This is a genomic window from Bradyrhizobium sp. HKCCYLRH2060, from assembly GCF_051168135.1.
Classification (GTDB): domain Bacteria; phylum Pseudomonadota; class Alphaproteobacteria; order Rhizobiales; family Xanthobacteraceae; genus Bradyrhizobium.
In genome coordinates, this window is the sequence record NZ_JBNPUK010000005.1 from 188,413 (window position 1) to 211,454 (window position 23,042).

Below are 23,042 nucleotides of genomic sequence, written 5' to 3' on the forward strand. Positions count from 1 at the left end.
GCCATCGCCAAGTTCTGTCACGACGGGGCAGAGTGCCGGAATGCAGGCGTCATTCGGTCGCCCGCCGAACCTTCGATGACAAGCGTAAACAATTCATTAACCATGTTTTCTGCGGGAATTTGCTGGGTGAATGCCGTCATTGGTCCTTCCGCAGCGCGTCACGTCCATCGCCGTCAGAGTACCAACTTAATGCGTACGGTGGGCACGCGCCGCCGAAGGCGGCGCGTGCCCACAATTGGCCGCCTGCCGCGGTAGGCACGGCGCACGACACCGTCGCCAATCTCGACACCGTGCACGTGCCTTTGCCCACCCTACGCATCACTGTCGCCGCCAGGGTTTGCAAAACGCTGGAGCGAACTCGACGGCGAGCGCTTCGAGACGCGAAAGCTGGAGATCTTTCGGGACGGCAGCATCGGCTTCGCAACCGCGACCGAGGCGACAGATCGGACGCGGCTCGGGAAGATAGCTGTTCCTCCCATCGACGAGATCGGGCAGGATCCTCAATTCGTGGCGGAAGAGATTTCGAAGGAAGAGTTCGAGCGCCGTTGGAGCGCCAGGCGTGCGCGTTAGGTCACGTCGACAAATTGCCTGGCTTACATGGATCACAAACTAAAACGGCGAACCTCTCGGTCCGCCGTTGTCCCTTGATGGATTGCCGGGTCAAGCCCGGCAATGACGACTGATGCAGTGATTAGTTGTCCAGGAACGACCGCAGCTTCCTTGACCGCGACGGATGCTTCAGCTTGCGCAGCGCCTTGGCCTCGATCTGGCGGATGCGCTCTCTGGTCACCGAGAACTGCTGGCCGACCTCTTCCAGCGTGTGGTCGGTGTTCATGCCGATGCCGAAGCGCATGCGGAGCACGCGCTCCTCGCGCGGCGTCAAAGAGGCCAGCACCCGCGTCGTGGTTTCGCGCAGGTTCGACTGGATGGCGGCGTCGATCGGCAGGATGGCGTTCTTGTCCTCGATGAAGTCGCCGAGGTGGCTATCCTCCTCGTCGCCGACGGGGGTTTCAAGCGAGAGCGGCTCCTTGGCGATCTTGAGGACCTTGCGCACCTTCTCCAGGGGCATGCCGAGCTTCTCGGCGAGCTCCTCCGGGGTCGGCTCGCGGCCGATCTCGTTCAGCATCTGGCGCGAGGTGCGGACGATCTTGTTGATCGTCTCGATCATGTGCACGGGGATGCGGATGGTGCGGGCCTGGTCGGCGATCGAGCGGGTGATCGCCTGCCGGATCCACCAGGTGGCGTAGGTCGAGAACTTGTAGCCGCGGCGGTACTCGAACTTGTCGACCGCCTTCATCAGGCCGATGTTGCCTTCCTGGATCAGGTCGAGGAACTGCAGGCCGCGGTTGGTGTACTTCTTGGCGATCGAGATCACGAGACGGAGGTTGGCTTCCACCATCTCCTTCTTGGCCTGACGGGCCTCGCGCTCGCCCTTCTGCACCGAATGCACGATCTTGCGGAATTCGCCGATCTCGAGACCGGTGAGCGCGGCCATGGCCTGCACCTCCTGGCGCAGGTCCTTGATGCGGTCCTTCTCGTAATGGACGAAGTTCTTCCAGCCTTTGGCGGAGAGCTTGGAGACGCGGTTGAGCCAGCGCGGATCGAGTTCGGAGCCCTGGTAGTTGCGCAGGAAGTCTTCGCGCGCGACGCCGTGGGAATCGGCAAGCCGCATCAGCCGGCTCTCGAACGAGACCAGCTTCTTGTTGATGTCGTAGAGCTGCTCGACGAGGCTGTCGATGCGGGCCTGGTTGAGGCGCAGCGACTTCACCTCGACGATGATCTCGTCCTTGAGCTTCTTGTACTTGCGCTCCTGCGACGGCGACAGCGACTCGCTCTGCAGCTGGTTGGCGATGTCCTGCTCCTGCAGGCGGCGCAGCTTCTTGTACTCGGACGCGATCTTGTCGAAGGTCTCGACCACCTTCGGCTTCAGCTCGGCCTCGATGGCGGCGAGCGACATCTGGTTCTCGAACTCGTCGTCGTCCATGTCGGCTTCGGCCGCCGCCTCGCCGGGATCCTTCTCCTCGGCGGGCGCGCCGTTCGGCGCGGCACGGAACGGGGTCGGCTGCTGCGGGGCGGCCGGCGGCGCGACCGCGGCCTGGACGTCGCCGCCCTCGGCCGGAGCGCCCTCGCCATTCACGGGCGCGGCGATCTGCGGATTCATGCCGCCCTTGGCTTCCGGGCCGGCATAAGTGGCTTCGAGATCGATGATGTCGCGAAGGAAGATCTTGCCTTCGTTGAGCTCGTCACGCCAGATGATGATGGCCTGGAAGGTCAGCGGGCTCTCGCAGAGGCCCGCGATCATCGCCTCGCGGCCGGCCTCGATGCGCTTGGCGATCGCGATCTCGCCCTCGCGCGACAAGAGCTCGACGGTGCCCATCTCGCGCAGATACATGCGCACGGGATCATCGGTGCGCTCGCCGGGCTCCGACTTCTTGACCTCGGTGACGGCCTTCTGGGTGATCTCGACGAGCTCGTTGTCGGTCTCGTCCTCGCCGTCGTCCTTCTCGTCGGACTCGTCGGCCTCCTCGGCCTCGGTCACGTTGATGCCCATGTCTGATAGCATCGACATGATGTCTTCGATCTGTTCCGGCGAGGTGGTGTCGGAAGGCAGGACCTCGTTGAGCTGATCAAAGGTCACGAAGCCGCGCTTCTTGGCCTGCTTGATCATCTTCTTGACGGCGGCGTCCGACAGGTCGAGCAACGGCGAAGGCGCATCGGCGGCGTCCTTCTCAGGAGCGTCCGCGGCCTTGTCGTCCTTTTCCTTGTCCTTCACCTGCAGCGTCTTTGCCTTCGTGGCCATTCATTGCTCCCGAAACGCGCCCGCTCCGCCCGTGGCATCTTCGCCCTTGGCATCGCGGCGCCCGCCTGCTCTACTCAAACTGTTCTCGACGCGGAAAGGGCGGCGCACATTCAACGTCGCCACCCCCTGAAGTCCCTCGCTCGTGTCGTCCTACGCTGGTGTCGTCCCGTTTTCGGACCGGCGCGCGTTTCTTGCAAAAGCGATACCGGTTTTGCAATCGAATCCGGCGCCCAACATGCAGGCGCGGTGTCCGACAGCGAAACCAACCCATCTGCTGCAGAAAATGCCCCGGACCTCTTAAACTTCGATTAACCCTGTTTTTGCAGCCAAACCATGGATTTGGCGAGTCTTTTCGCGCGGACCTGAGACCGCGCAAGCGGACCGGGTCGAAATGTGCTCAGTTCGCGACAGGGCGCCGGGCATCCGGTCTACACGTTGCGGTTGGTGCGACCGGACAGTTCCCCGAAGCCTTCGATCAGCGCTTCGGTGCCGTCCATCTCGGCCATCCTGGCCTTCACGTCCCTCAACCAGCCCATGTTCGGCTCGCTCGGCTCCTCGCCCAAGGCAAGCTCGGCATCCTTCAATTCCCTAAGTAAGGAGTGCCATTGCCGATGCAAGGCAACGAGCTGGTGCCAGGTCGCAAGAACGTCATCGCGCGCCGCGCCGGGCTTCGCCGCCCACACCGCAGCGGTCGTGATTGCCCGCTCAACCCGTTGAAGAAGCTCGGAAAAGCCTGACTTCTCCAGGTCGGCCCGCATCTTCTCGGCCTGCTCGTCCGGGTCCGGCGAATAGTGGTGGTCGTGGGCGAAGGCCGCGATGATCGCGGCGCGGAGCTTGTGCGCCTCGGGATGGGCCAGTTCGAGGGCTGCGACCTCCTCGAGGTGGTCGTGCAGGATCCAGGGGTGGTTGATCAGGCACTGCAGGATCAGCGCCTCCCGGCGCGAGATCGCCGAGCGCTGGCCGCGCATGATCGGGCTCATGGCGAGCTGGGGGCTCGCCGCCTGGTAGGGTCCGCGGGCCATCGCGGGTCCTGTGGATGGCGCGCCGCCGCGGCGGCCGCCCCCTGTGGATAACCGCCCCGGCTGTCCGGAACCGGGACTGCGGGGGCCAAACCGCCGTCCTGATTCGGCACCGTAGCCGCGGCCAAAGCCCCGGCCACCGTCCGGCGCGAACGCCCGGTACAGCCGGTCGCTGAGATCCTGCTTGTAGTAGCGCCGTACCACCTCGTCGGCGATGCCGCCGGTGAGCTGACCGATCCGCGCCTCCAGCGCGGCGCGGCGCTCCGGGGTGTTGAAGCTGCCGCCCTCGATCTCGCGCGACCAGATCACCTCGGCGAGAGGTTTTGCGACCTTGAGCACCTCCTCGACCGCGCCGCGGCCGCCGGAGCGGACGAGATCGTCGGGATCCTGTCCCTCCGGCAGCAGCGCGAAGCGGAGACTCTTGCCGGGCTTGAGATGCGGCAAAGCAAGGTCCGCGGCACGATAGGCTGCCTTTTGGCCGGCGCGGTCGCCGTCGAAGCAGAGGATCGGTTCGTCCACCATCTTCCAGATCAACGAAAGCTGGCTCTCGGTCAGTGCGGTGCCGAGCGGCGCCACGGCGCCGGCAAAGCCGGCCGCCACCAGCGCGATGACGTCGACATAGCCCTCGACCACGATCATCGGCGCGCCGTTATGCGCGGCCTGACGAGCGCTCGGCAGGTTGTAGAGGTTGTCGCCCTTGTGGAAGAGCGGCGTCTCCGGCGAGTTCAGGTATTTCGCAGGCACGTCCTTCTGCAGCGCGCGGCCGCCGAAGGCGATGACGCGTCCACGGAGATCGGTGATCGGAAACATCACGCGGTCGCGGAAGCGGTCGTACGGCACGGGAATGTCGTCGCCGCCGACCAGCAATCCCGCCTCGACCATGTCGGCCACCGGCACGCCCTGGGCGCCAAGATATTCCTTCAAGCCGAACCGATCCGGCGGCGCGTAGCCAAGCCGGAATTGGAGCTGCGTCTGCGGCAGGATCGCGCGATCGGCAAGATAGCCACGGGCGCGCGCGCCATGACGGGACGCCAGCGTGTCAGAAAAGAACTTCGCCGCCAGCTCCATCACGTCATACAGCGTCTTGCGCTGCCGCTCCTGGCGCGCCGCGTCGGGCGTCACCGCGGGCAAGGCCAGGCCGGCGATCCCCGCCAGCCGCTCGACCGCCTCAGGGAACGAGCAGCCCTCAGTCTCCATCACGAAGTCGAAGATGTTGCCATGCTTGCCGGAGGAGAAGTCGTGATAAAAACCCTTCTGGTCGTTGACGTAGAAGGACGGCGTCTTCTCCTGCTGGAACGGCGACAGCCCCTTCCACTCCCGCCCCGCCTTCTTGAGCTTCACGCGCTTGCCGACGACGTCCGAGACCGGAAGCCGGGCGCGCAGCTCATCGAGAAATTCCGGCGTGAAGCGAGCCATGGGTGAGGCGGTGGTCCTGTGTTGATGGACTTACGCATATAGGCACCCGTGTACGAAATGTGAACTTCCTCGCCCTTGTCCGGGCTATTCACAGGCCCTGCTCTCTCCTTCAGTCATTCCGGGGCGACCGCAGGGCGCGCCGCGGAATGACGGGAGGAGAGAGGGGATCAAGGCGCCAGAAAGCGCCCCGAGGCGATGCGGGCGGCCTCGTCGACCGGCCAGTTGTAGACATAGGTCCAGGCCTCGCGGGCCGAGCCGTCGGCCAGCGTGACGCTGAGGCGCTGACGCAGGTACTCGGTCGGCTGCGCGAAGCCCTCGCCACAGGCCTCGTACATGTCGAACTCGCGCAGCATGGGCTCGGGCTGGCGCAGCCGGAACAGCTCGCCATGGACGGCATCCACGGCGTCATCCGAGAGCACGAGGCCGGGATAATGCTGGATCCGGTACAGCCGGCCGCGGCAACTGGCCTCGGCGACGAAATCGGCGTTGGCCGACAGCAACCGCGCCATCGGATGGTCGAAGCCACGCATCAAGGTGCCGTAGACGAACAGGAGATCGGATGTCGTGTCGGAGGTCATCGCCCTGCATAGCCGGCCTCGCGCGGCGAGGCCAGCTTCACGCCACGCCGCGGGCCGCCACGATCTCGTCGCTGACGACGTGGAATTTGGTCAGCGTCATCCGGCCGAACGAGGTCGACAGTGCGACGTCGGCGGCATCGCGCCCCGTGGCCATCAGGATGCGGCCGATGCGCGGCACGTTGTGGCGGGCGTCGAACGTGTACCACTCGCCCGAGAGATAGGCCTGAAACCAGCCTGAGAAATCCATCGGATAGGGCTCCGGCGGAATGCCGATGTCGCCCATGTAGCCGGTGCAATAGCGCGCCGGGATGCCCATGCAGCGGCACAGGGTCAGCGCCAGATGCGCGAAGTCGCGGCAGACGCCGGTGCGCTGCTGATAGACGTCGTGTGCCGACTTCATGTGATGCGCATGCTCATAGCCGAAGCTGACATGATCGTGGACGAAGTCGCAGATCGCCTGCACGCGCGCCCAGCCCGCCGGCACGCTGCCGAACAGCGACCAGGCGACGTCGGTCAGCTTGTCGGTCTCGCAATAGCGACTCGGCATCAGATACAGCAGCAGATCGTCCGGCAGCTGGTCGATCGGCAGTTGCTGCGCGGCGGGCTCGACGAGATCGGGCAAGCCCGTATCACGCACGATGGCGCTGCCGTGGAAGGTGACACCGCCGCTCGGCGCCACCAGGCGGCCGCAGATGTTGTCGAAGCTGTCGCGGTAGAAGCTGATCGGCACGCCCGGCTCGGCGACGATGGTCTCGGCGCCAACGATGTCCTGGCGGCGCGAGGGATGGATCGACAGCATGATCACCATCGGCGTCGCCGCGGGCGCGGCGTAGGCGATCTCGAACCCGACCTTGATCTCCATCAGTCCCCTCTTCCGCACGCGCGGCTCTCGGCGTGTTCGATGGTCTCAGCACGCGGCTCGGCGGCGCTGACGGCCTGACGCGAACGCCACCCACAGAACCGATCGGGTCCGGCCATATCAGGCCTTGTGATCGCCTCGCGGGATCGGCATCGTCATCGAATCATCATCGCGGTTTTCGGCGATCCGATCCAGATTGGCCCCTGCTCAATTGCAGATCGTCATGCCGCCTGAATGAGCAACGAACGTGATCATGAATCAGCCGCGCGCGACCGATACGAAAAGACTCCTTCAGGGCGACGAAGTTCCGCCGGTCTACGAGCAGAACCAGGATGGCGCCTCCGCGCTGGTCTTCACCTGCGATCATTACGGCCGCCTGCTGCCGCGGGCACTCGGTAATCTCGGCCTCGACGAGAGCGAACTGGAGCGGCACATCGCCTGGGACATCGGCATCGCCGGCGTGGCGGAGGCCGTGTCGCGCGCGCTAGATGCGCATCTGATCGCGCAGCGCTATTCGCGGCTGGTGATCGACTGCAACCGCTCGCCGAAGGCGCCGAACGCGATTCCGATGATCAGCGAGCGCACCACGATCCCCGGCAATGAGGGCCTGACGCATGAGGACGCCGAGCTGCGGCGGCGCGCCATCTTCGATCCCTATCACGACCGCATCACCGCGGTGCTCGATGCGCGCAAGGTCGCGGGGCGGCCGACCATCCTCGTCTCGCTGCACAGCTTCACGCCCGTCTATGCCGGCATCGGGCGGCCCTGGCACATCGGCACGCTGTATCAGCACGACCGTGTGCTGCCGCCGCTGCTGTTGAAGGCGCTGCGGGCCGAGCCCGATCTCGTGGTGGGCGACAATCAGCCCTATGCGGTCGGCGACGGCACCGACTACACCATCCCCGTGCATGGCGAGGCGCGCGGGCTGATCAATTCCGGCATCGAGATTCGTCAGAACGAAATCGCCGAGCCCGAGGGCCAGCAGCGCTGGGCCGAGCGGCTGATCCGCATTCTCGGCGAGATCGAGGCCGAGCTGCGCAGCAAGGGCCTCGCGTAGCCTGCTACTCCGTCATGTCGGAGGCGTCGTGATGCGACAGCAATCCGGCAAGCCGCCACAGAGCTGTGCGCAGATCCTCGTGGCTTGGCAGGCCGAGCGCGAGCCTTACCGCGTTCGGTGAATGACCGTGCGCCACCGCAAAGGCGCTCGCCGGGGTGATCGCGATGCCGGCACGGGCTGCTGCGGCCGTCAAGGCTTCGGCGCGCCAGCCCTCCGGCAGGTGCAGCCAGACATGGTAGGAGCGCGGATCGGCCTCGATGTGATGGCCGGCGAGGCACTCGGCGACGATCGCCTGGCGCACCAGCGCATCGGCGCGCTTGCGCCTGGTGATCTCGGCCGCCGTGCCGTCGGCGAGCAGCCCCATGCCGGCGGCCAGCGCCAGCGACGTCACCGACCAGGCCCCGGTGCGCACCGTGGCGGCGAATTTTTCGCGCATGCTTGCCGGCACGTAGAGAAAGCCGACGGCAATCCCCGGCGCGAGCCGCTTGGCAAGGCTGTCGACCACGACGACACGCTCCTCGGCCTGCGTCGCCAGCGAGACCTGATCGCTGAGGAAGCCGTAGACCAGATCCTCGATGATCATCAGCTCGTGCTTGCGCACCAGACGCACGATCTCCTCGCGCCTCGCCTCGCTCATCGTCAGGCCGAGCGGATTCTGCATCACCGGCTGGATGTAGATCGCGTTGAGCGCGCTGCTGCGATGCGCCTTGGTCAGCGCCTCCGGACGGATGCCCTCGCCGTCCATCGCGAGCGGCACCAGGGTCACGCCGAGCCGCGCCGCAATGCCCTTGATCATTGGATAGGTCACGGCCTCGACGCCGAGCCGGCCGCCGACCGGCACCAGCGCCGAGATCGCCGCGGCAAGCGACTGCCGCCCGCTGCCGGCGAAGACGAAATTCTCCGCGCGCGGGCGCCAGCGCTCGCTGGCGAAGAAGGCCGCGGCGGTGCGCCCGGCCTCGGCCAGCCGACGCTGCGTGATCGGCGCCAGCACCGGCGCCAGCTTCTCCGGCCGCTGCCACGCGGCCAGCGACTTCGCGATCAGGGCCGCCTGATCCGGCAGGGTCGGAAAATTGAATTCGAGATCGATGCGGCCGTCGAACGGCTCCAGCCGCAGCGAGGGTGGCACCGGCACCGCCTCACCCGCGACGAAGGTGCCGCGCCCAACCTCGCCCACGACCAGGCCCCTGCGCAATAATTCGGCATAGACGCGGGCTGCCGTGGATGCGGCAATTCCCCGCTCATAGGCGAACTGGCGCTGCGGCGGCAGCCGGTCACCGGCCTTCAGCCTGCCGTTGGCGATGTCCTCGGCGATGTCGTCGACCAGGGCCGTATACGAAGCATTCATGCTATATTGTACCGAGAGCAATGTTTCGATTGCACCGAGATATGTATGGCGCGATTGCTCTTCGAACAACGCAATTGAAGAGCAATAGGTGACTCATGGCATATTCCCTGGCGCAGCGTTGGGCAACTCCGCAAGTTGCCCACGGAAAGAGCAATTTGCTCGGGGTGCCGCAACTCTGGCTGCAGCGCCTGTTCTGGCGGTCCGAACTGGCAATGCTGGATCGCGACCAGATGCGCGACTGCGGCCTTGATCCGGCGATCGTCCAGGAAGAGGCCAACAAGCCGTTCTGGCGCGACTGACAACGACGTCGAGGAGGACACCGAAATGCCGACGCTTCCGTTCCATCAAGTCGACGTGTTCTCCAAGGTGGCCTTCAAGGGCAACCCGCTTGCCGTGATCGCCGAGGCCGACGGCCTTGACGATACGGCGATGCGGGCGATCGCCAACTGGACCAACCTGTCCGAGACCACCTTCCTGTCGCGTGCCCAGGATCCGGGCGCTGATTATCGCGTGCGCATCTTCACCCCGCAGCGCGAGCTGCCTTTTGCAGGCCATCCGACGCTCGGCTCGTGCCACGTATGGCTCGCGCTCGGCGGCCGGCCGAAGGGCGAACACGTGGTGCAGGAATGCGGCGCGGGCCTCGTGCGCATCAGGCGCGACGGAGAGCGGCTCGCCTTCGCAGCCCCGCCGCTCAGGCGCTCCGGCCAAGTCGATGCCGAACTGACCAGCAGGATCGCAGCAGCGCTCGGCATCCAATCGAGCGCGATGCGCGCCGTGCAGTGGGTCGACAACGGCCCGGGCTGGATCGGCGTGCTCCTCGACTCGCGCCGCGCGCTGCTCGACATCCGCTTCAATCCGGCGGCGCTGCCGCAACAGCCGATCGGCGTGGTCGCGCCATGGGATCGAGCGCAGGATGGCACGGATGCCGACTATGAGGTCCGCGGCTTCATGTGGGGCGGCGGCGAGGACCCGGTGACGGGCAGCCTCAATGCAAGCCTGGCGCAATGGCTGATCGGAGCCGGAATTGCTCCGAAGCAATATGTTGCGTCCCAGGGCACCGTGCTCGGCCGCGCCGGCCGCGTCCATGTCGCGCAAGACGGCGACACGATCTGGATCGGCGGCGACGTCGCGCCGGTGATGAAGGGGACGATCAGCCTGTAACGCCGGCGGCCCCCCCCGGGCTCTCCGGGGTGAGAGCAGGCGCTAAACTCAATGCGGGCTCACCGCGCCCGCGTCAGCGCCAGCCAGACCCCGCCCCCGATCATGAAGCCGCCGGAGATGCGCGACACCAGCCGGGTCCGCCTGGCCGAGAACAGTTTTCGCGCACGGCCCGCGAGCAGCGCATAGATCGCGTCGGTGAGACCCGCGATCACCATGAAGGTGACGCCGAGCAATCCGACCTGCGGCACGTGATCCCGGCCCATGTCCATGAACTGCGGCAGGAACGCCCCGAAGAACACCATCACCTTCGGGTTCGACAGCAGCACCAGCAAGCCCTGCAGGAAGAAGCCGCCGCGCGGCGGCGGAGGCGGCTCCTCGCCCGCCGAGATCCCCTCGATCGGCGAGCGGATGAGCTGAATGCCGAGCCACACCAGATAGGCCGCGCCGATCAGCCGCACCCATTCGAACCAATAGCCCATGGTCGCCATCAGCGATGTCAGGCCGACAGCGACGATGCCGATCGCGATCGCAAGCCCGGTCTGCACGCCGGCGATATTGATCAACGCGGCACGGGTTCCGTGACGCAGACCGTTGGCGATCAGCAGCGTCACGACGGGACCGGGCAGCAGCGCAAGCCCGATGCAGGCGGCAACGAAGGCGATATAGACTTGCAGGGACATGAGGCGCCTCGATGTGGATGAGATGTCACTAATGCACGGCATGTCGGCAGAGGGAAGCTGCAACATCTCGACGTATTCCAAGTCGAACAACTTGCAGCGCTCCGCTTGACACGCAACCTTTTGGTTGCCTATTCTTCATCAAATGGACGACGTCTTCAAGGCGCTGGCGGATGCGTCGCGGCGGGCGCTGCTCGACAGGCTTCATGCGCGGAACGGCCAGACCTTGACCGAACTCTGCGACGGCCTCGCCATGACGCGGCAGGCGGTGACCAAGCACCTGGCGATTCTGGAAGCGGCCAATCTGGTCACGACGCTCCGGCACGGCCGCGAGAAGCTGCACTTCCTCAATCCGGTGCCGATCCACCAGATCGGCGACCGCTGGATCAGGAAATTCGAGCGCGCCAAGCTCGTCGCGCTCGGTGAATTGAAGAAGCGATTGGAGGAACGGGATGACTGAGCCGAAGGAGACCCACGCCGTCGATCTTGCGCACTTCAAGCCGGAGACGGTGTACACGATCTACATCGCGGCGACGCCGGAGAAGGTGTGGCAGGCGCTGACCTCGGCCGAGTTCAGCCGGCAATATTTCTTCGGCTTCGCGATTGAAGCCGAGCTGAAGGCGGGCGGCGCCTTCATCGTGCGCGCGCCCGACGGCTCCGAGCACATCAGCGGCCAGGTGATCGTCTGCGAGCCGCCGTACCGGCTGACGGTCACGTGGGATGTCAACTGGCCGGGCCTCGTCGACGCACTGGGCCGCACGCTCGTGACCTACGAGATCGAACCGGCTGGCGACGCCGTCCGTCTCACGATGACCGAAGCGCATGAGCGGCCGCTCTCCGACGACATCCTGTCCGGCGGGCGCCAGGGCTGGCCGGCCATCCTGTCGAGCCTCAAGAGCGTGCTCGAGACCGGCAAGCCGCTCGCGGTGAAGATGACGCCGCCGACGCGCATGCTGGCGGCCCTGAAGGCGATGGGGATTGCAGTGCCTTGAACGACAAGGCCTGCTACGATACCGCAGCGATCTGTGGGATGCTGGCGAGAACAACGCCGACCTGGACCGCATTGCTCAGCATGCCACCCCAATGTAACCGGCGCAGCCGACGCACGGCCGTCGCATCGCCGGAATCCCTGTCGCGGATGCGCGCGTCCATCTGCCGCAGAAACCAGCGGCGCGAGAGCAGCGCGAACGCCGCGATCAGGCCAATGCCCAGCCCCAGAACGGGGCGACCGTCGGCCAGAACGACCAGCGCGCCGATGCCACCAGCGATCGAAAGCGCCACGAAGTAGGAGTCGAACATGCCGCGCAGGAGCCGGGTGACCGGCACGATGTCGAGCCGCACCAGCAGAAAGGCCGGCGCGGCCAGCAGCAGATAGAACATTGGCAGCAACAAGACGATCGTGGCAAACAACGCGATGTTGTCCGGCATCATTCTCCTCCGATATTGGCGCCGGAAGGACCACCGGCGAGCCGCGTTTCGAAACGAGCCCGTTCGAGGGCGTCCATGCTCCATCGAACCTTCGTCGCGGCTCGCCCTTGCCTTACGCCGGAGCTACGATCCGGCGGTACAGATGCCAGGTCGCATGGCCCAGCACCGGCACGGTGACCAGCAGTCCCAGGAAGTACGGCAATGCCGAGATGATCAGCAGCACGGTGATGACGGCGGCCCAGCCGATCATCGGGCCGGGACTGGTCACGACCGCGCGCACGCTGGTGATCATCGCCGTCACGAAATCGACGTCGCGCTCCAGCAGCAGCGGAAACGACACGACCGTGAGCGAGAACAGCACCAGCGACAGGGCGGCGCCGTCGAGATTGCCGATCGCGAGGAAGAGCAGACCTTCGTTGGTCGTCAGCACCACGGTCATGAACTCCCTGATGCTGGAGAAAGAGGCATTGAGCCCGAGCAGCAGCGCGATCAGGAGGCGCACCTGGTACATCCAGATGATGAAGAAGAATAGCGTCACGAACGCCATCCAGCCGATCTCGCCGCGCGAAGTGATCGTGCGCCAGATCCCGCCATAGGACATCGGCTGGCCGAGTTCGCGGCGGCGGCTGACCTCATAGAGACCGATCGCGACGAACGGGCCAATCAGCGCAAACCCCGCGGCCAGCGGATAGGCCAAGTAGACCATGCCGAAGGCGGTGACGCACAGCACGATGCTGATGCCGCCGAGCACGTAGATCAGCCCGAAAGCAAGGCCGAACATGGGCTGAGCCTGAAAATCGCGGAGGCCTTGCGTCAAGGCCTCGGCAATATCGGCCGTGGTGATGCGGCGCACCACGGGATCGGATCGTCCCGAGACGGATGCGGTCATCGGCGTACCCTCCAGACTGTTGTTCTTTGCACCGATGCTAACAGCGGGAGGGCGGGGATTTCAATTTCAACTTGTAGGCAGAGGATAAGGGCGTGACCTTCACATCTCGTCCGACGATGAAGCTCTCACAGCACGGACGGTATGCTCCCTCTCCCGTTCTTACGGGGTGGGGGTTGGGGTAAGGGGCAAACGCACGGGAAGTGTCCGTGGCGAGACCTGTCCCCCCTCACCCGGATTGCATCTGACGATGCAATCCGACCTTCCCCGCAAGCGGGGCGAGGTGCACCGAGCGTGCCGCGCCACCTTACTTTACATCTCAGCGACTACCGACGAAAAGGCGGTCGGACCGCCGCCCCTACCCCCGCGCCCTCAACTCCCGCCGCAGCACCTTGCCGGTCGCCGTCATCGGCAGGGTGTCGGTGAATTCAACGTGGCGGGGGTATTCATGCGCGGCGAGCTTCACCTTGACGAAGTCCTGGATCTCTCGCGATAGCGTGTCATTTGCAACGAAGCCGGGCCGCAGCACGATCCACGCCTTGATGGCCTCGGTGCGCACCGGGTCGGGAATGCCCACGACGGCCGCCAGCGCGACCGCCGGATGCTTGAGCAGCGTGTCCTCGATTTCCGCCGGGCCGATGCGATACCCGGCCGACGTGATGACGTCGTCCTCGCGGCTCGCATACCAGAAATAGCCGTCGTCATCCTGGGTGCCGAGATCGCCGGTCAGCAGCACGTCGCCCGCGAACTTCTTCCGCGTCGCCTCCGGATTGCGCCAATATTCTATCATGGTGCAGGGGTTGGGCTGGCGCACGCCGATGATGCCCCTCTCGCCGCGCGGCAGCTCCTCGCCCTTGTCGTTGACGATCAGAACCTGGAAGCCGGGCGTCGCCTTGCCCATCGAGCCCGGCCGGATCGAAAACAGCTTTGCATTGTTGCCGACCACGAGATTGCACTCGGTCTGGCCGTAGATCTCGTGCGCATCGATGCCGAAAGTCGCGCGCACCCAGTCGAGCAGCTCGGCGCCGAGCGACTCGCCGCCGGTGAGGATGCTGCGCAGCCGGACCCCCTCGTGCTTGACGTTGGCCTGGCGCATCAACTTCAGCGCCGTCGGCGGCAGGAACACGTTGCGGACGGCGTAGTCCGCCATCAGTTGCATTGCGGCCTGCGGCTCGAATTTCTTCGCGCGATATCCCACCACCGGCACCGCGTGATACCAGGCCGGAAACAGCGCGTCGAACAGGCCGCCGATCCAGGCCCAGTCCGCCGGCGTCCACATGACGTCGCCCGGCTTCGGCAGGAAGCCGTGCACCATCTCGACATTGGGCAGATGTCCGAGCAGCACGCGATGGGCGTGCAGCGCGCCCTTCGGGTTACCGGTCGTGCCCGAGGTGTAAATGATGATGGCAGGGTCGTCGCTTGACGTGGCGACGGTCGGGAATTGATCCGAGGCGCGCTCCAGCGCCGGCCAGAATGGCCGGGCGCCGAGGCCGTCGCCGTCAGTGACATAGATCGTCTTGAGCTCCGGCAGATGGTCGCGAATGCGCGCAAGCTTCGCAAAGCCCGTGGTGTCGGTGACGACGACCTTGGCGCCGGAGTTCTGCAGCCGGAATTGCAGCGCGTCCTCGCCGAACAGCGTGAACAGCGGCACCGAGACGAGACCGGCGCGAAACGCCGCCAAATGGACGATCGGCAGCTCCAGCGACTGCGACAGGAACACCGCGACGCGGTCGCCCTGCGCGAGACCATCGGCCTTCAATACGTTGGCGAAGCGGCAGGAATAGTCGCGCAGCTCATCGAACGAGACGCGCCGGGCGGCGCCGTCCTCCTCGACGACGATCAGCGCGAGGCGGTCCGAGCCGTCGGCGTGGCGATCGCAGGTCGCGACCGCGATGTTGAACTGCGCCGGGATTTGCCAGCGGAAGTCGCGATAAAGCTGGTCGTAGTCGGACGTTTCCTTGAGCACTGTTTTTCTCCGTCATGGCCGGGCTTGTCCCGGCCATCCACGTCTTTCTGCTCGTGACAGTCTTAAGGACGTGGATGCCCGGGACAAGCCCGGGCATGACGGTGTGGAGGCAATCTTGCTTGATTGCGCGCAGTCGGCTCAGCCTGTCAACGCCGCCTTCACCAGCGCACTGGCCTTCGCAAAGTCCATCTGGCCCGTATACTTGGCCTTCAGCACGGCAATGACTTTGCCCATGTCCTTCATGCCGGCGGCACCGGTTTCAGTGACCGCAGCGGAGATGGCGGTCTTCACCTCGTCGTCGCTCATCTGCTTCGGCAGATAGGCCGAGATGACCGCGATTTCCTCGCGCTCGCCGGCGGCGAGCTCGGCGCGGCCGCCCTTTTCATACAGCTCGACCGATTCCTGACGCTGCTTGATCATCTTCTGCAGCACCGCGAGCACGTCGGCGTCGGTCAAGGGCGGCTTGCCTTCGCCGCGCGCGGCGATGTCGGCGTTCTTCAAGGTCGAGTTGACCATGCGCAGGGTGGACAGCTTGCGCTCGTCCTTGGCCTTCATCGCCTCCTTGACCGCATTGTTGATGTCGTCGCGCAGCATGATCTTGCCCTCTCGAATTCCGTTGCGGCTGGTCTAGGCGGTTCGTCCCGGCGAGACAACTCGGTTCCGCATACGTTCCGGCCGTTCACTCGTAAACCAGGCCATTCTCCGTGCAAATTGACCGAAATCGCGTGTGAATCGCTCGCTTCCCGCTTTGACGCCGCGCGCCAGGGGCACTATGTCAGGGGCACTATGTAGAGGCCTCATGACACACATCGATACTGACGCCGCCTGGCCGGACCATAAACCGACCGCGCTCCTCGTGCTCGCCGATGGAACGGTGCTGGAAGGCTACGGCCTCGGCGCCGAGGGCCACGCGGTGGGCGAGGTCTGCTTCAACACCGCAATGACCGGCTACGAGGAGATCCTGACCGATCCGTCCTATGCCGGCCAGCTCATCACCTTCACCTTCCCGCATATCGGCAATGTCGGCACCAACGACGAGGATATCGAGACGGTGAACATGGCGGCGACGCCGGGCGCGCGCGGGGTGATCCTGCGCACGGCGATCACCGACCCATCGAACTACCGCGCCACGCGCCATCTCGACCAGTGGCTGCGCGCGCGCGGGATCATCGGGCTGTCCGGCATCGACACAAGGGCGCTGACCGCGCTGATCCGCTCCAAGGGCATGCCGAACGCCGTGATCGCGCATGCCAGGGACGGCCATTTCGACCTCGACGCCCTGAAGAAGGAAGCGCGGGAGTGGCCGGGCCTGGAGGGCATGGACCTCGTGCCGATGGTGACTTCCGCCCAGCGCTTCACCTGGGACGAGACCCCCTGGGTGTGGAACGAGGGCTTCGGCCAGCAGACCAAGCCGGAGTTCAACGTCGTCGCGATCGACTACGGCATCAAGCGCAACATCCTGCGCCTGCTCGCCGGCGTCGGCTGCAAGGTGACGGTGGTGCCGGCGACGACGCCGGCCGAGGACATCCTGGCGATGAAGCCGGACGGCGTGTTCCTGTCGAACGGACCGGGCGATCCCGCGGCGACCGGCAAATATGCCGTGCCGGTCATTCAGCAGGTGATTTCGTCGGGCACGCCAACCTTCGGCATCTGCCTCGGCCATCAAATGCTCGGACTTGCGGTCGGCGCCAAGACCAAGAAGATGCATCAGGGCCATCACGGCGCCAATCATCCGGTCAAGGACGAGACCACCGGCAAGGTCGAGATCACCTCGATGAACCATGGCTTCGCTGTCGACCAGGATACGCTGCCATCGGGCGCGACGCAGACCCACATCTCGCTGTTCGACGGCTCGAATTGCGGCATCCAGCTCGAGGGCAAGCCGGTGTTCTCGGTGCAGTATCACCCGGAAGCTTCGCCCGGCCCGCGCGACTCGCACTATCTGTTTCAACGCTTTGCCGAGCTGATGCGCGAGAAGAAGCGCAGCGCAGCCTGAGGCCGGTGACTCCAGACAATTCGAAATGCCCGGGCTGGTCCCGGGCATTTTTCTGTCCGCAATCATGTGATCGCCTGCGTCGGTATTGCCCTCGATCTTTTCGCACAGCATTTATATGATAGATGTCATACCTTGGAGGTCGACAACATGAGCGAGACGGATTTGCGCGGTGAATTCGGCGTGGTGCCGCTGGCGGTGCTGGCGTCGATGCCCGGGCTCGATTTCGTGCGCGGCATCTTTGCCGGGACTTTGCCGCAGCCGCCGATCATGCAGACCGTCGCGCCGTTTGACTGCAGCGCCGAGCCCGGCCAGGTCGTCATGCACAGCGTTCCGGCCTTGCGGCACTACAATCCGATCGGCTCGGTGCACGGCGGCTACGCCGCGATCCTGCTGGATTCCGCGATGGGGCTCGCCGTCCACACGATGTGCCCGCAGGGCAGCGGTTACACCACGCTTGAATTCAAGGTCTCTTTCATCAAGGCCATGACCGAGGCCACCGGCATCGTGAGAACGGAGGGCAGGACGCTGTCGTTCGGACGCCGCGCCGCGACGGCCGAGGCACGCATCGCCGATTCGCAAGGGCGCCTGCTGGCGCACGCCACTACGACTTGCCTGGTGTTCGAACTGCCCAAGGCGTGAACTGGAACGGCGGCCACGCAGGCCGGTTGATGGGGGTGAGGTTCATCTTTTTCCGAGGTCGCCATGCCTGCCGCCCCCTCGCCACGCGTCAAGACAAGCGAACCGCTCGGCATCGTATTCACGGACGACGGCCTGGTGCCCAACAATCCGCTGCCGTTCCTGGTCTACGAGGCCGTCATCGATCTGGATAGCACCGATCCGGCGGCCGACATCGAGCGCATGTTCGCCGCCAATGGCTGGGGCGACATGTGGCGCAACGGAGTCCACGACTATCTGCACTATCATGCGACCGTGCATGAGGCGCTGGGCGTCGCCAGCGGAACGGCGCGGGTCCGCTTCGGCGGCGACCGCGGTCGGGAACTGGAGCTTCGGCCAGGCGACTTCGCCATCCTGCCGGCGGGCACCGGACATCAATGCATCTCCGCCAGCAGCGATTTCTGCATCGTCGGCGCCTATCCGCCCGGACCAAAGATGCAGATCACGCGGCCGACGCCGGAGAACCACGCGCGCGCCCTGAAGACGATCCCGGCGGTGCCGCTGCCCGCGACCGATCCCGTTCTCGGTGCGGGCGGCCCACTGACGCGCCTGTGGCACCAGGCGCGCTGATCAGGCGCAATACAGCCGATACAGTGTCTGCAGGATCTCGCGGACCTCGCGGCTCGCCAGCCGATAGTAGATGGTCTGGCCATCGCGCCGGGTAGCGACGAGATCGAGCGCGCGCATCTTGGCGAGATGCTGCGACAGCGCCGCCTGTCGCAACCCGACCTGCTCGGCGAGATCGCCGACCGCGCGCTCGCCGTCGATGAGGTTGCAGAGCACCATGAGGCGCTTCGAATTCGCCATGGCAGCGAGCAGGCCCGCCGCCTCCTCCGCCTTGACGTCGAGCGCCGCCACCATGGCCTCACGGGTTTTGCGCCTGGCCTGTGTTGTCATCATTGTTACTTCTTCATTTTCGTATATATGCAATAATGCACATGATAGCCGATTGCAACATGCCCCTGACGAGGGAATCAAGGACGATATGATCACGGAGTATACAGCGGTTACGGCGCTCGCAGGCGGCGCCCTCATCGGCGCTGCAGCCGTCATGCTGATGGGCCTGACCGGCCGCATCGCCGGCGTCAGCGGCATTGCCGCGCGGCTGTTGCCGCCCTGGGACAGCGCCCTCGCTGGCCGGCTCGCCTTCATAGGCGGCCTGGTCGCGGCCGCCCTTGCAGTCCGCATCGTCAGCGGGAGCCTGCCGCCGCTGAAGCTGGAGGTCGGTCCGATCGATATGGTTGCAGCCGGGCTGCTGGTCGGCTTCGGGGCGGTCTGGGGCAACGGCTGCACCTCGGGTCATGGCGTCTGCGGCATCGCCAGCCTGTCGCCGCGCTCGATCGTCGCCACGCTGGTGTTCATGGCCACCGCGGTCGCGACCACCTTCCTCGTTCGCCACGTGCTGTGAGGCGCCATGATCATCTTCATCCAGTTCATCTTCATCCAGTTCATCGTCGGCCTCGTCTTCGGCCTCGGGCTGCTGCTCTCGGGCATGTCCAATCCGGAGAAGGTGCTCGACTTCCTCGATTTCGCCGCGATCCGCTCCGGCGGCTGGGATCCGAGCCTGATCCTGGTGATGGCTGGAGCGGTCGGGGTCACCTTCGCCGGCTTCCGATTGGTTTTCCGGCGCCGGCGTCCCGTCCTCGGTGACCAATTTCACCTGCCATCCTCGCAGATGCTGGATTGGCGGATCGCAACCGGCCCTGCGATCTTCGGCATCGGCTGGGGCCTCGCCGGCATCTGCCCGGGCCCGGCCTTCGTGGCGCTCGGCTACGGCTCGCCTGCCGTCGTCCTGTTCGTCACGGCCATGATGATCGGAATGGCCGCAGCCCGCATGCTCTCGCGCCGCCGGCCCTCGCTCGCCGCGGTCACTTCAGAATGAGGAAGGATTGAATGCCCGGCATGCCACATCCGGTCGACCTGTCGGTGAAACCCGAGGTCACACCGTTCTTCGACCCCGCCACCAACACCGTCAGCTACGTGGTCAAGGACCCAGGCTCGCGGGCCTGCGCCGTGATCGATTCAGTCATGGACATCGACTATGCCTCGGGGCGCATCGCGCCGCATTCGGCCGACAAGATCATCCGCCGGATCGAGGATCGCGGCTGGCAACTGGACTGGCTGATCGAGACTCATGTCCATGCCGACCATCTGTCGGCTGCGCCCTACATCCAGTCCCGGCTGGGCGGCAGGATCGGCATCGGCGCCAACATCAGGATGGTGCAGGAGACCTTCGGCAAGATCTTCAACGAAGGCACCGAGTTTCAGCGCGACGGCAGCCAGTTCGACCGCCTGTTCCATGATGGCGACAGCTACCGGATCGGCGCAATGACCGCCTTCGCCATGCATACGCCGGGTCACACGCCGGCCTGCATGACCCATGTGATCGGAGACGCCGCCTTCGTCGGCGACACGCTGTTCATGCCGGATGGCGGCTCGGCACGGGCCGACTTTCCTGGCGGCGATGCGCGCACGCTGTATCGCTCGATCCGCCGCGTGCTGGACCTGCCTGACGCGACGCGGCTGTTCATGTGCCACGACTACGGTCCAAACGGCCGCGACATCCGCTGGGAAACGACGGTGGCCGAGCAGCGCGCGAACAACATCCACGTCCGCGACGGCATCACCGAGGATCAGTTCGTTGCCGCCCGCGAGGCGCGCGACCGCACCTTGGACATGCCCAGACTGATCATCCCCTCCCTGCAGGTGAACATGAAGGCGGGACGGCTGCCGACGCCCGATCAGGACGGCCGGCGCTTCCTGAAAGTGCCGCTCAACGCACTCTAAGACACCCCTCGCCCCACCGAGCACGCGGCAGACGTCGCGGCTCGGCTTTCCCATTTGGCAGCGGCCGGGCACCGGCGCGGCACGCCACTCTGGAGCATCGCAGGATGACCTTGTCCGCTGCCGAGCTTGCGCTCGGCTCGCTGTCCGGCTCTTTCGTCGGATTCACGCTCGGCCTGATCGGCGGGGGCGGATCGGTGCTGGCCGTGCCGCTCATGGTGTATCTGGTAGGCGTCGGCAATCCCCACGTCGCGATCGGCACGAGCGCGGTCGCCGTGGCGATCAACGCGGCGGCCAATCTCGCCAATCATGCCCGCTCCGGCAACGTCAAATGGCCTTGTGCGCTGGTGTTTGCTGCAACGGGCGTGGTCGGCGCCTTCGCTGGCTCGACGCTCGGCAAGATGGTCGACGGTCAGAAGCTGCTGCTGCTGTTCGCCCTGGTCATGATCGTGATCGGACTCTTGATGCTGCGCAAGCGCGGCACGAACAGCCAGCTGGACGTCAAGCTTTCGCGCGACAATCTTTTGCCGCTAGTGGCATTCGGCTTCGGCACGGGAACGCTGTCCGGCTTCTTCGGCATCGGCGGCGGCTTCCTGATCGTTCCGGCTCTGATGTTTGCGACAGGCATGCCGATCCTCTACGCGATCGGCTCCTCGCTCGTGTCCGTCACGGCGTTCGGACTGACGACCGCGGCGAACTACGCGCTGTCGGGGCTGGTCGACTGGGCACTGGCGGCGACCTTTCTCGTCGCCGGCATCGCCGGTGGCCTGGTCGGTGCCAAGCTGGCCGCTCGCCTGTCCGGCACGCGCGGCACCCTGAACAAGGTGTTTGCCAGTGTGGTGTTCGTGGTGGCGGCTTACATGATCTACCGGAGCTGGTCGGCACTCGGCCACTCCACATAGCGCGGCATCGAGACTGGACGGGCGCACCACGTGCTCGCAGCGCGCCCGGACCTCAACTCGACGCGGGCCCGCTTATGCCGCGTTGCTGCCTTCCTGGCGGCTGGCTTCGAACAAGAACCAGGTGCGGCGCTCTGTCTCGTCGATGAAGGTCTCCAGCAATCCCGCGGTGGCCGGATCGTCATTGTCGTCGCACAGCTCGTGCGCCTTGCGCATCGCGGCCGCCATGTGCTTGTTGTCCTGCATCAACTCCCGCAACATCTCGCGCGGCGGCACATACTCCTCGTTGTTGTCCTTGATGGTCTGCAGCTTGCTGATCTGGCCGATCGACTTGACCGTGGTACCGCCGAGCTTGCGAACTCGCTCGGCGAGCTGGTCCGTTGTGGCGAAGATCGCGTCCGACTGCTCGTCGAGCATCAGGTGATAGTCATGGAAGTGCCGGCCGCTGACGTGCCAGTGGAAATTCTTGGTCTTAAGGTAAAGCGCGAACGCATCGGCAAGCAGCGTGTTCAACGCCGTCGAAATCTTGTTCACGGCGTCCGGCGACAGATCGGTCGGGGTATCGAGCTCGGGGGCGGTCTTGTCGGTCTTTGCTTTACTCACGGGTCAGCCTTCCTGTTAGAAGCAGCGATGGACACGGGTGATCGGACCCGTTAACGCTCGCTGACCCCCCAAGTTCCCATCAAGGAACTGTGTTTGCCGGAACCCGCCATGGACGACTGGATCGACTATTACGATTCCACGCACACGATCTATGCGAGCAAGCTGCATCGCGACCTGCACTTCCAGGCGATTGCGCGCGACATCGTCGGCTATATCCCCTCGCCCGACGCGGTCGTTCTCGACTATTCCTGCGGAGAAGCCTTATCGGCCGCCAAGGTCGCCGACGCCTGCATGACGCTGATCCTGGCCGAGCCGGCGCCGGGCGTGCGCGGCCGGCTGATCGCGCGTTTCGCCCCCAACACCAAGATCCGCGTGCGCTCGCTGGACGAGCTGCGCAACATGCAGGAAGGCTCGATCGACCTCGTCGTCATGAACTCCGTGGCACAGTACATGAGCGAGGCGGAATTCGACGCAGCCCTGGCCGTGATCAGGCGGCTGCTGAAGCCGTCCGGAAAGTTCGTCCTCGGCGACGTCCTGCGCCCGGACGTTGGCATGGGCCGCGACGTGCTCGCGCTGCTGATGTTCGCCGCACGGGACGGCTTCCTCAAGGATGCCATGGTCGGGCTGGTCGCCACTGCCCTGTCCGATTACCGGCAGCTGCGGACGAAGGTCGGCCTGCAGCGCTACAGCGAGGCCGAGATCCTGGCGCGGCTGAAGAAGGCCGGCCTCAGCGCTGTCCGAGCGCCGAAGAATATCGGCCACAATCCCTGGCGCATGACCTTCGTGGCGCAGCCGGTGACGGGAACCGCGTGACCGGCCGAGCCGACCAGCCCGCGCGCTGGCCCAACATCGAGCAACCGGATTAGGGTTAACTGAAACACGGGCTGGCTCAC

27 protein-coding genes are annotated in these 23,042 nt (G+C 65.4%); 14 read left to right on the forward strand and 13 right to left on the reverse strand.

The genetic code is table 11. The annotated features are described in order from the left end of the window. Positions 1 to 17 precede the first annotated feature (17 nt). Positions 18 to 140, reverse strand: a complete 123-nt coding sequence (locus tag ACQR10_RS13370; RefSeq protein WP_315802661.1) for a hypothetical protein — start codon at positions 138 to 140, stop codon at positions 18 to 20. Between the two features lie 181 nt (positions 141 to 321). Between ACQR10_RS13370 and ACQR10_RS13375 the strand changes: the two genes are divergently transcribed. Beyond that, entirely contained in the window at positions 322 to 570 is a 249-nt protein-coding gene (locus ACQR10_RS13375) for a DUF6881 domain-containing protein (protein ID WP_410051448.1), read from the forward strand. Between the two features lie 121 nt (positions 571 to 691). Here the strand turns inward: ACQR10_RS13375 and rpoD are convergent, their stop codons facing one another. The 4 genes from rpoD to ACQR10_RS13395 form a co-directional block, all read right to left on the reverse strand. Then, the gene (gene rpoD / locus ACQR10_RS13380; RefSeq protein ID WP_315802660.1) at positions 692 to 2,800 is read right to left on the reverse strand and encodes an RNA polymerase sigma factor RpoD; all 2,109 of its coding nucleotides are present in this window, start codon (positions 2,798 to 2,800) and stop codon (positions 692 to 694) included. A 428-nt stretch (positions 2,801 to 3,228) separates the two neighbouring features. Beyond that, on the reverse strand, positions 3,229 to 5,235 hold the full coding sequence (gene dnaG, locus ACQR10_RS13385; RefSeq protein ID WP_434911972.1) for a DNA primase: 2,007 nt from the start codon (positions 5,233 to 5,235) through the stop codon (positions 3,229 to 3,231). A 167-nt stretch (positions 5,236 to 5,402) separates the two neighbouring features. Continuing rightward, a complete protein-coding gene (locus ACQR10_RS13390) occupies positions 5,403 to 5,813 on the reverse strand; it encodes a gamma-glutamylcyclotransferase family protein (protein ID WP_315802658.1) in 411 nt (136 codons plus the stop codon). A gap of 37 nt (positions 5,814 to 5,850) precedes the next feature. Then, positions 5,851 to 6,675, reverse strand: a complete 825-nt coding sequence (locus tag ACQR10_RS13395; protein ID WP_315802657.1) for a transglutaminase-like domain-containing protein — start codon at positions 6,673 to 6,675, stop codon at positions 5,851 to 5,853. Positions 6,676 to 6,925: 250 nt separating this feature from the next. Between ACQR10_RS13395 and ACQR10_RS13400 the strand changes: the two genes are divergently transcribed. Continuing rightward, positions 6,926 to 7,729, forward strand: coding sequence for an N-formylglutamate amidohydrolase (locus ACQR10_RS13400; RefSeq protein ID WP_315802656.1), 804 nt, complete (start codon positions 6,926 to 6,928; stop codon positions 7,727 to 7,729). 4 nt (positions 7,730 to 7,733) lie between these two features. Here ACQR10_RS13400 and ACQR10_RS13405 read toward each other — a convergent pair whose 3' ends face one another. Then, entirely contained in the window at positions 7,734 to 9,143 is a 1,410-nt protein-coding gene (locus ACQR10_RS13405) for a PLP-dependent aminotransferase family protein (RefSeq protein ID WP_316217913.1), read from the reverse strand. Between the two features lie 26 nt (positions 9,144 to 9,169). Here ACQR10_RS13405 and ACQR10_RS13410 point away from each other — a divergent pair, with 26 nt between their 5' ends. Together ACQR10_RS13410 and ACQR10_RS13415 are read left to right on the forward strand one after the other, a co-directional pair. Further along, positions 9,170 to 9,373: a hypothetical protein gene (locus ACQR10_RS13410; RefSeq protein ID WP_315802654.1), complete on the forward strand. Its 204-nt coding sequence runs from the start codon at positions 9,170 to 9,172 to the stop codon at positions 9,371 to 9,373. A 25-nt stretch (positions 9,374 to 9,398) separates the two neighbouring features. Then, positions 9,399 to 10,235, forward strand: coding sequence for a PhzF family phenazine biosynthesis protein (locus ACQR10_RS13415; protein WP_316217914.1), 837 nt, complete (start codon positions 9,399 to 9,401; stop codon positions 10,233 to 10,235). Between the two features lie 59 nt (positions 10,236 to 10,294). On the opposite strand, the gene ACQR10_RS13420 is transcribed toward ACQR10_RS13415, so the two are convergent. Beyond that, a complete protein-coding gene (locus ACQR10_RS13420) occupies positions 10,295 to 10,915 on the reverse strand; it encodes a LysE family translocator (RefSeq protein WP_315802652.1) in 621 nt (206 codons plus the stop codon). A 142-nt stretch (positions 10,916 to 11,057) separates the two neighbouring features. Between ACQR10_RS13420 and ACQR10_RS13425 the strand changes: the two genes are divergently transcribed. After that, a complete protein-coding gene (locus ACQR10_RS13425; protein WP_316179731.1) occupies positions 11,058 to 11,372 on the forward strand; it encodes an ArsR/SmtB family transcription factor in 315 nt (104 codons plus the stop codon). Further along, positions 11,365 to 11,904 (forward strand): SRPBCC family protein, encoded by a 540-nt coding sequence (locus ACQR10_RS13430; protein ID WP_315802650.1) that lies wholly within the window; start codon positions 11,365 to 11,367, stop codon positions 11,902 to 11,904. Before ACQR10_RS13425 ends, ACQR10_RS13430 begins: the two co-directional genes overlap by 8 nt. 13 nt (positions 11,905 to 11,917) lie before the next feature. Here the strand turns inward: ACQR10_RS13430 and ACQR10_RS13435 are convergent, their stop codons facing one another. From ACQR10_RS13435 to ACQR10_RS13450, 4 genes are all read right to left on the reverse strand, one after another. Then, a complete protein-coding gene (locus tag ACQR10_RS13435) occupies positions 11,918 to 12,340 on the reverse strand; it encodes a hypothetical protein (RefSeq protein ID WP_315802649.1) in 423 nt (140 codons plus the stop codon). Between the two features lie 112 nt (positions 12,341 to 12,452). Further along, entirely contained in the window at positions 12,453 to 13,229 is a 777-nt protein-coding gene (locus ACQR10_RS13440) for a DUF2189 domain-containing protein (protein ID WP_316179733.1), read from the reverse strand. Positions 13,230 to 13,584: 355 nt separating this feature from the next. Continuing rightward, positions 13,585 to 15,192, reverse strand: coding sequence for an acyl-CoA synthetase (locus ACQR10_RS13445; RefSeq protein WP_434911973.1), 1,608 nt, complete (start codon positions 15,190 to 15,192; stop codon positions 13,585 to 13,587). A 138-nt stretch (positions 15,193 to 15,330) separates the two neighbouring features. Beyond that, positions 15,331 to 15,786 carry a GatB/YqeY domain-containing protein gene (locus ACQR10_RS13450; RefSeq protein ID WP_316217917.1) on the reverse strand — a complete coding sequence of 152 codons (456 nt, stop codon included), beginning with the start codon at positions 15,784 to 15,786 and terminating at the stop codon, positions 15,331 to 15,333. A gap of 205 nt (positions 15,787 to 15,991) precedes the next feature. On the opposite strand from ACQR10_RS13450, the gene carA reads away from it, so the two are divergent. The 3 genes from carA to ACQR10_RS13465 all read left to right on the forward strand — a co-directional run bounded on the left by carA (position 15,992) and on the right by ACQR10_RS13465 (position 18,433). Then, complete coding sequence (carA, locus tag ACQR10_RS13455; protein WP_316179737.1) at positions 15,992 to 17,188, forward strand: glutamine-hydrolyzing carbamoyl-phosphate synthase small subunit; 1,197 nt, start codon at positions 15,992 to 15,994, stop codon at positions 17,186 to 17,188. Between the two features lie 147 nt (positions 17,189 to 17,335). Further along, positions 17,336 to 17,827, forward strand: a complete 492-nt coding sequence (locus ACQR10_RS13460) for a PaaI family thioesterase (protein ID WP_316179739.1) — start codon at positions 17,336 to 17,338, stop codon at positions 17,825 to 17,827. A 63-nt stretch (positions 17,828 to 17,890) separates the two neighbouring features. Next, a complete protein-coding gene (locus tag ACQR10_RS13465; RefSeq protein ID WP_316217918.1) occupies positions 17,891 to 18,433 on the forward strand; it encodes a cupin domain-containing protein in 543 nt (180 codons plus the stop codon). Here the strand turns inward: ACQR10_RS13465 and ACQR10_RS13470 are convergent, their stop codons facing one another. Next, positions 18,434 to 18,760 carry an ArsR/SmtB family transcription factor gene (locus ACQR10_RS13470; protein ID WP_315802866.1) on the reverse strand — a complete coding sequence of 109 codons (327 nt, stop codon included), beginning with the start codon at positions 18,758 to 18,760 and terminating at the stop codon, positions 18,434 to 18,436. On the opposite strand from ACQR10_RS13470, the gene ACQR10_RS13475 reads away from it, so the two are divergent. From ACQR10_RS13475 to ACQR10_RS13490, 4 genes are all read left to right on the forward strand, one after another. Then, positions 18,723 to 19,271, forward strand: coding sequence for a YeeE/YedE family protein (locus ACQR10_RS13475; protein ID WP_316179742.1), 549 nt, complete (start codon positions 18,723 to 18,725; stop codon positions 19,269 to 19,271). The two genes, ACQR10_RS13470 and ACQR10_RS13475, sit on opposite strands and share 38 nt — an antisense overlap. A gap of 6 nt (positions 19,272 to 19,277) precedes the next feature. Beyond that, positions 19,278 to 19,745, forward strand: a complete 468-nt coding sequence (locus ACQR10_RS13480; RefSeq protein WP_316179743.1) for a DUF6691 family protein — start codon at positions 19,278 to 19,280, stop codon at positions 19,743 to 19,745. Between the two features lie 11 nt (positions 19,746 to 19,756). Next, positions 19,757 to 20,650 (forward strand): MBL fold metallo-hydrolase, encoded by an 894-nt coding sequence (locus ACQR10_RS13485; RefSeq protein WP_316179745.1) that lies wholly within the window; start codon positions 19,757 to 19,759, stop codon positions 20,648 to 20,650. Between the two features lie 104 nt (positions 20,651 to 20,754). Further along, the gene (locus tag ACQR10_RS13490; protein WP_316217919.1) at positions 20,755 to 21,549 is read left to right on the forward strand and encodes a sulfite exporter TauE/SafE family protein; all 795 of its coding nucleotides are present in this window, start codon (positions 20,755 to 20,757) and stop codon (positions 21,547 to 21,549) included. A gap of 72 nt (positions 21,550 to 21,621) precedes the next feature. On the opposite strand, the gene ACQR10_RS13495 is transcribed toward ACQR10_RS13490, so the two are convergent. After that, the gene (locus tag ACQR10_RS13495) at positions 21,622 to 22,149 is read right to left on the reverse strand and encodes a Dps family protein (RefSeq protein ID WP_316217920.1); all 528 of its coding nucleotides are present in this window, start codon (positions 22,147 to 22,149) and stop codon (positions 21,622 to 21,624) included. A gap of 108 nt (positions 22,150 to 22,257) precedes the next feature. Here ACQR10_RS13495 and ACQR10_RS13500 point away from each other — a divergent pair, with 108 nt between their 5' ends. Further along, on the forward strand, positions 22,258 to 22,962 hold the full coding sequence (locus ACQR10_RS13500) for a class I SAM-dependent methyltransferase (RefSeq protein WP_315802640.1): 705 nt from the start codon (positions 22,258 to 22,260) through the stop codon (positions 22,960 to 22,962). The last annotated feature ends 80 nt before the right edge of the window (positions 22,963 to 23,042 follow it).

Coding starts and splice junctions, on each gene's coding strand:
- ACQR10_RS13400 (WP_315802656.1), top strand. CDS start 6,926: ATGAATCAGCCGCGCGCGACCGATACGAAAAGACTCCTTCAGGGCGAC.
- ACQR10_RS13485 (WP_316179745.1), top strand. CDS start 19,757: ATGCCCGGCATGCCACATCCGGTCGACCTGTCGGTGAAACCCGAGGTC.
- ACQR10_RS13450 (WP_316217917.1), bottom strand. CDS start 15,786: ATGCTGCGCGACGACATCAACAATGCGGTCAAGGAGGCGATGAAGGCC.
- carA (WP_316179737.1), top strand. CDS start 15,992: ATGACACACATCGATACTGACGCCGCCTGGCCGGACCATAAACCGACC.
- ACQR10_RS13370 (WP_315802661.1), bottom strand. CDS start 140: ATGACGGCATTCACCCAGCAAATTCCCGCAGAAAACATGGTTAATGAA.
- ACQR10_RS13430 (WP_315802650.1), top strand. CDS start 11,365: ATGACTGAGCCGAAGGAGACCCACGCCGTCGATCTTGCGCACTTCAAG.
- ACQR10_RS13410 (WP_315802654.1), top strand. CDS start 9,170: ATGGCATATTCCCTGGCGCAGCGTTGGGCAACTCCGCAAGTTGCCCAC.
- ACQR10_RS13480 (WP_316179743.1), top strand. CDS start 19,278: ATGATCATCTTCATCCAGTTCATCTTCATCCAGTTCATCGTCGGCCTC.
- ACQR10_RS13475 (WP_316179742.1), top strand. CDS start 18,723: ATGGCCTCACGGGTTTTGCGCCTGGCCTGTGTTGTCATCATTGTTACT.
- ACQR10_RS13395 (WP_315802657.1), bottom strand. CDS start 6,675: ATGGAGATCAAGGTCGGGTTCGAGATCGCCTACGCCGCGCCCGCGGCG.
- ACQR10_RS13435 (WP_315802649.1), bottom strand. CDS start 12,340: ATGCCGGACAACATCGCGTTGTTTGCCACGATCGTCTTGTTGCTGCCA.
- ACQR10_RS13460 (WP_316179739.1), top strand. CDS start 17,336: ATGAGCGAGACGGATTTGCGCGGTGAATTCGGCGTGGTGCCGCTGGCG.
- ACQR10_RS13470 (WP_315802866.1), bottom strand. CDS start 18,760: ATGACAACACAGGCCAGGCGCAAAACCCGTGAGGCCATGGTGGCGGCG.
- ACQR10_RS13420 (WP_315802652.1), bottom strand. CDS start 10,915: ATGTCCCTGCAAGTCTATATCGCCTTCGTTGCCGCCTGCATCGGGCTT.
- ACQR10_RS13425 (WP_316179731.1), top strand. CDS start 11,058: ATGGACGACGTCTTCAAGGCGCTGGCGGATGCGTCGCGGCGGGCGCTG.
- ACQR10_RS13500 (WP_315802640.1), top strand. CDS start 22,258: ATGGACGACTGGATCGACTATTACGATTCCACGCACACGATCTATGCG.
- ACQR10_RS13465 (WP_316217918.1), top strand. CDS start 17,891: ATGCCTGCCGCCCCCTCGCCACGCGTCAAGACAAGCGAACCGCTCGGC.
- ACQR10_RS13390 (WP_315802658.1), bottom strand. CDS start 5,813: ATGACCTCCGACACGACATCCGATCTCCTGTTCGTCTACGGCACCTTG.
- ACQR10_RS13415 (WP_316217914.1), top strand. CDS start 9,399: ATGCCGACGCTTCCGTTCCATCAAGTCGACGTGTTCTCCAAGGTGGCC.
- rpoD (WP_315802660.1), bottom strand. CDS start 2,800: ATGGCCACGAAGGCAAAGACGCTGCAGGTGAAGGACAAGGAAAAGGAC.
- dnaG (WP_434911972.1), bottom strand. CDS start 5,235: ATGGCTCGCTTCACGCCGGAATTTCTCGATGAGCTGCGCGCCCGGCTT.
- ACQR10_RS13490 (WP_316217919.1), top strand. CDS start 20,755: ATGACCTTGTCCGCTGCCGAGCTTGCGCTCGGCTCGCTGTCCGGCTCT.
- ACQR10_RS13440 (WP_316179733.1), bottom strand. CDS start 13,229: ATGACCGCATCCGTCTCGGGACGATCCGATCCCGTGGTGCGCCGCATC.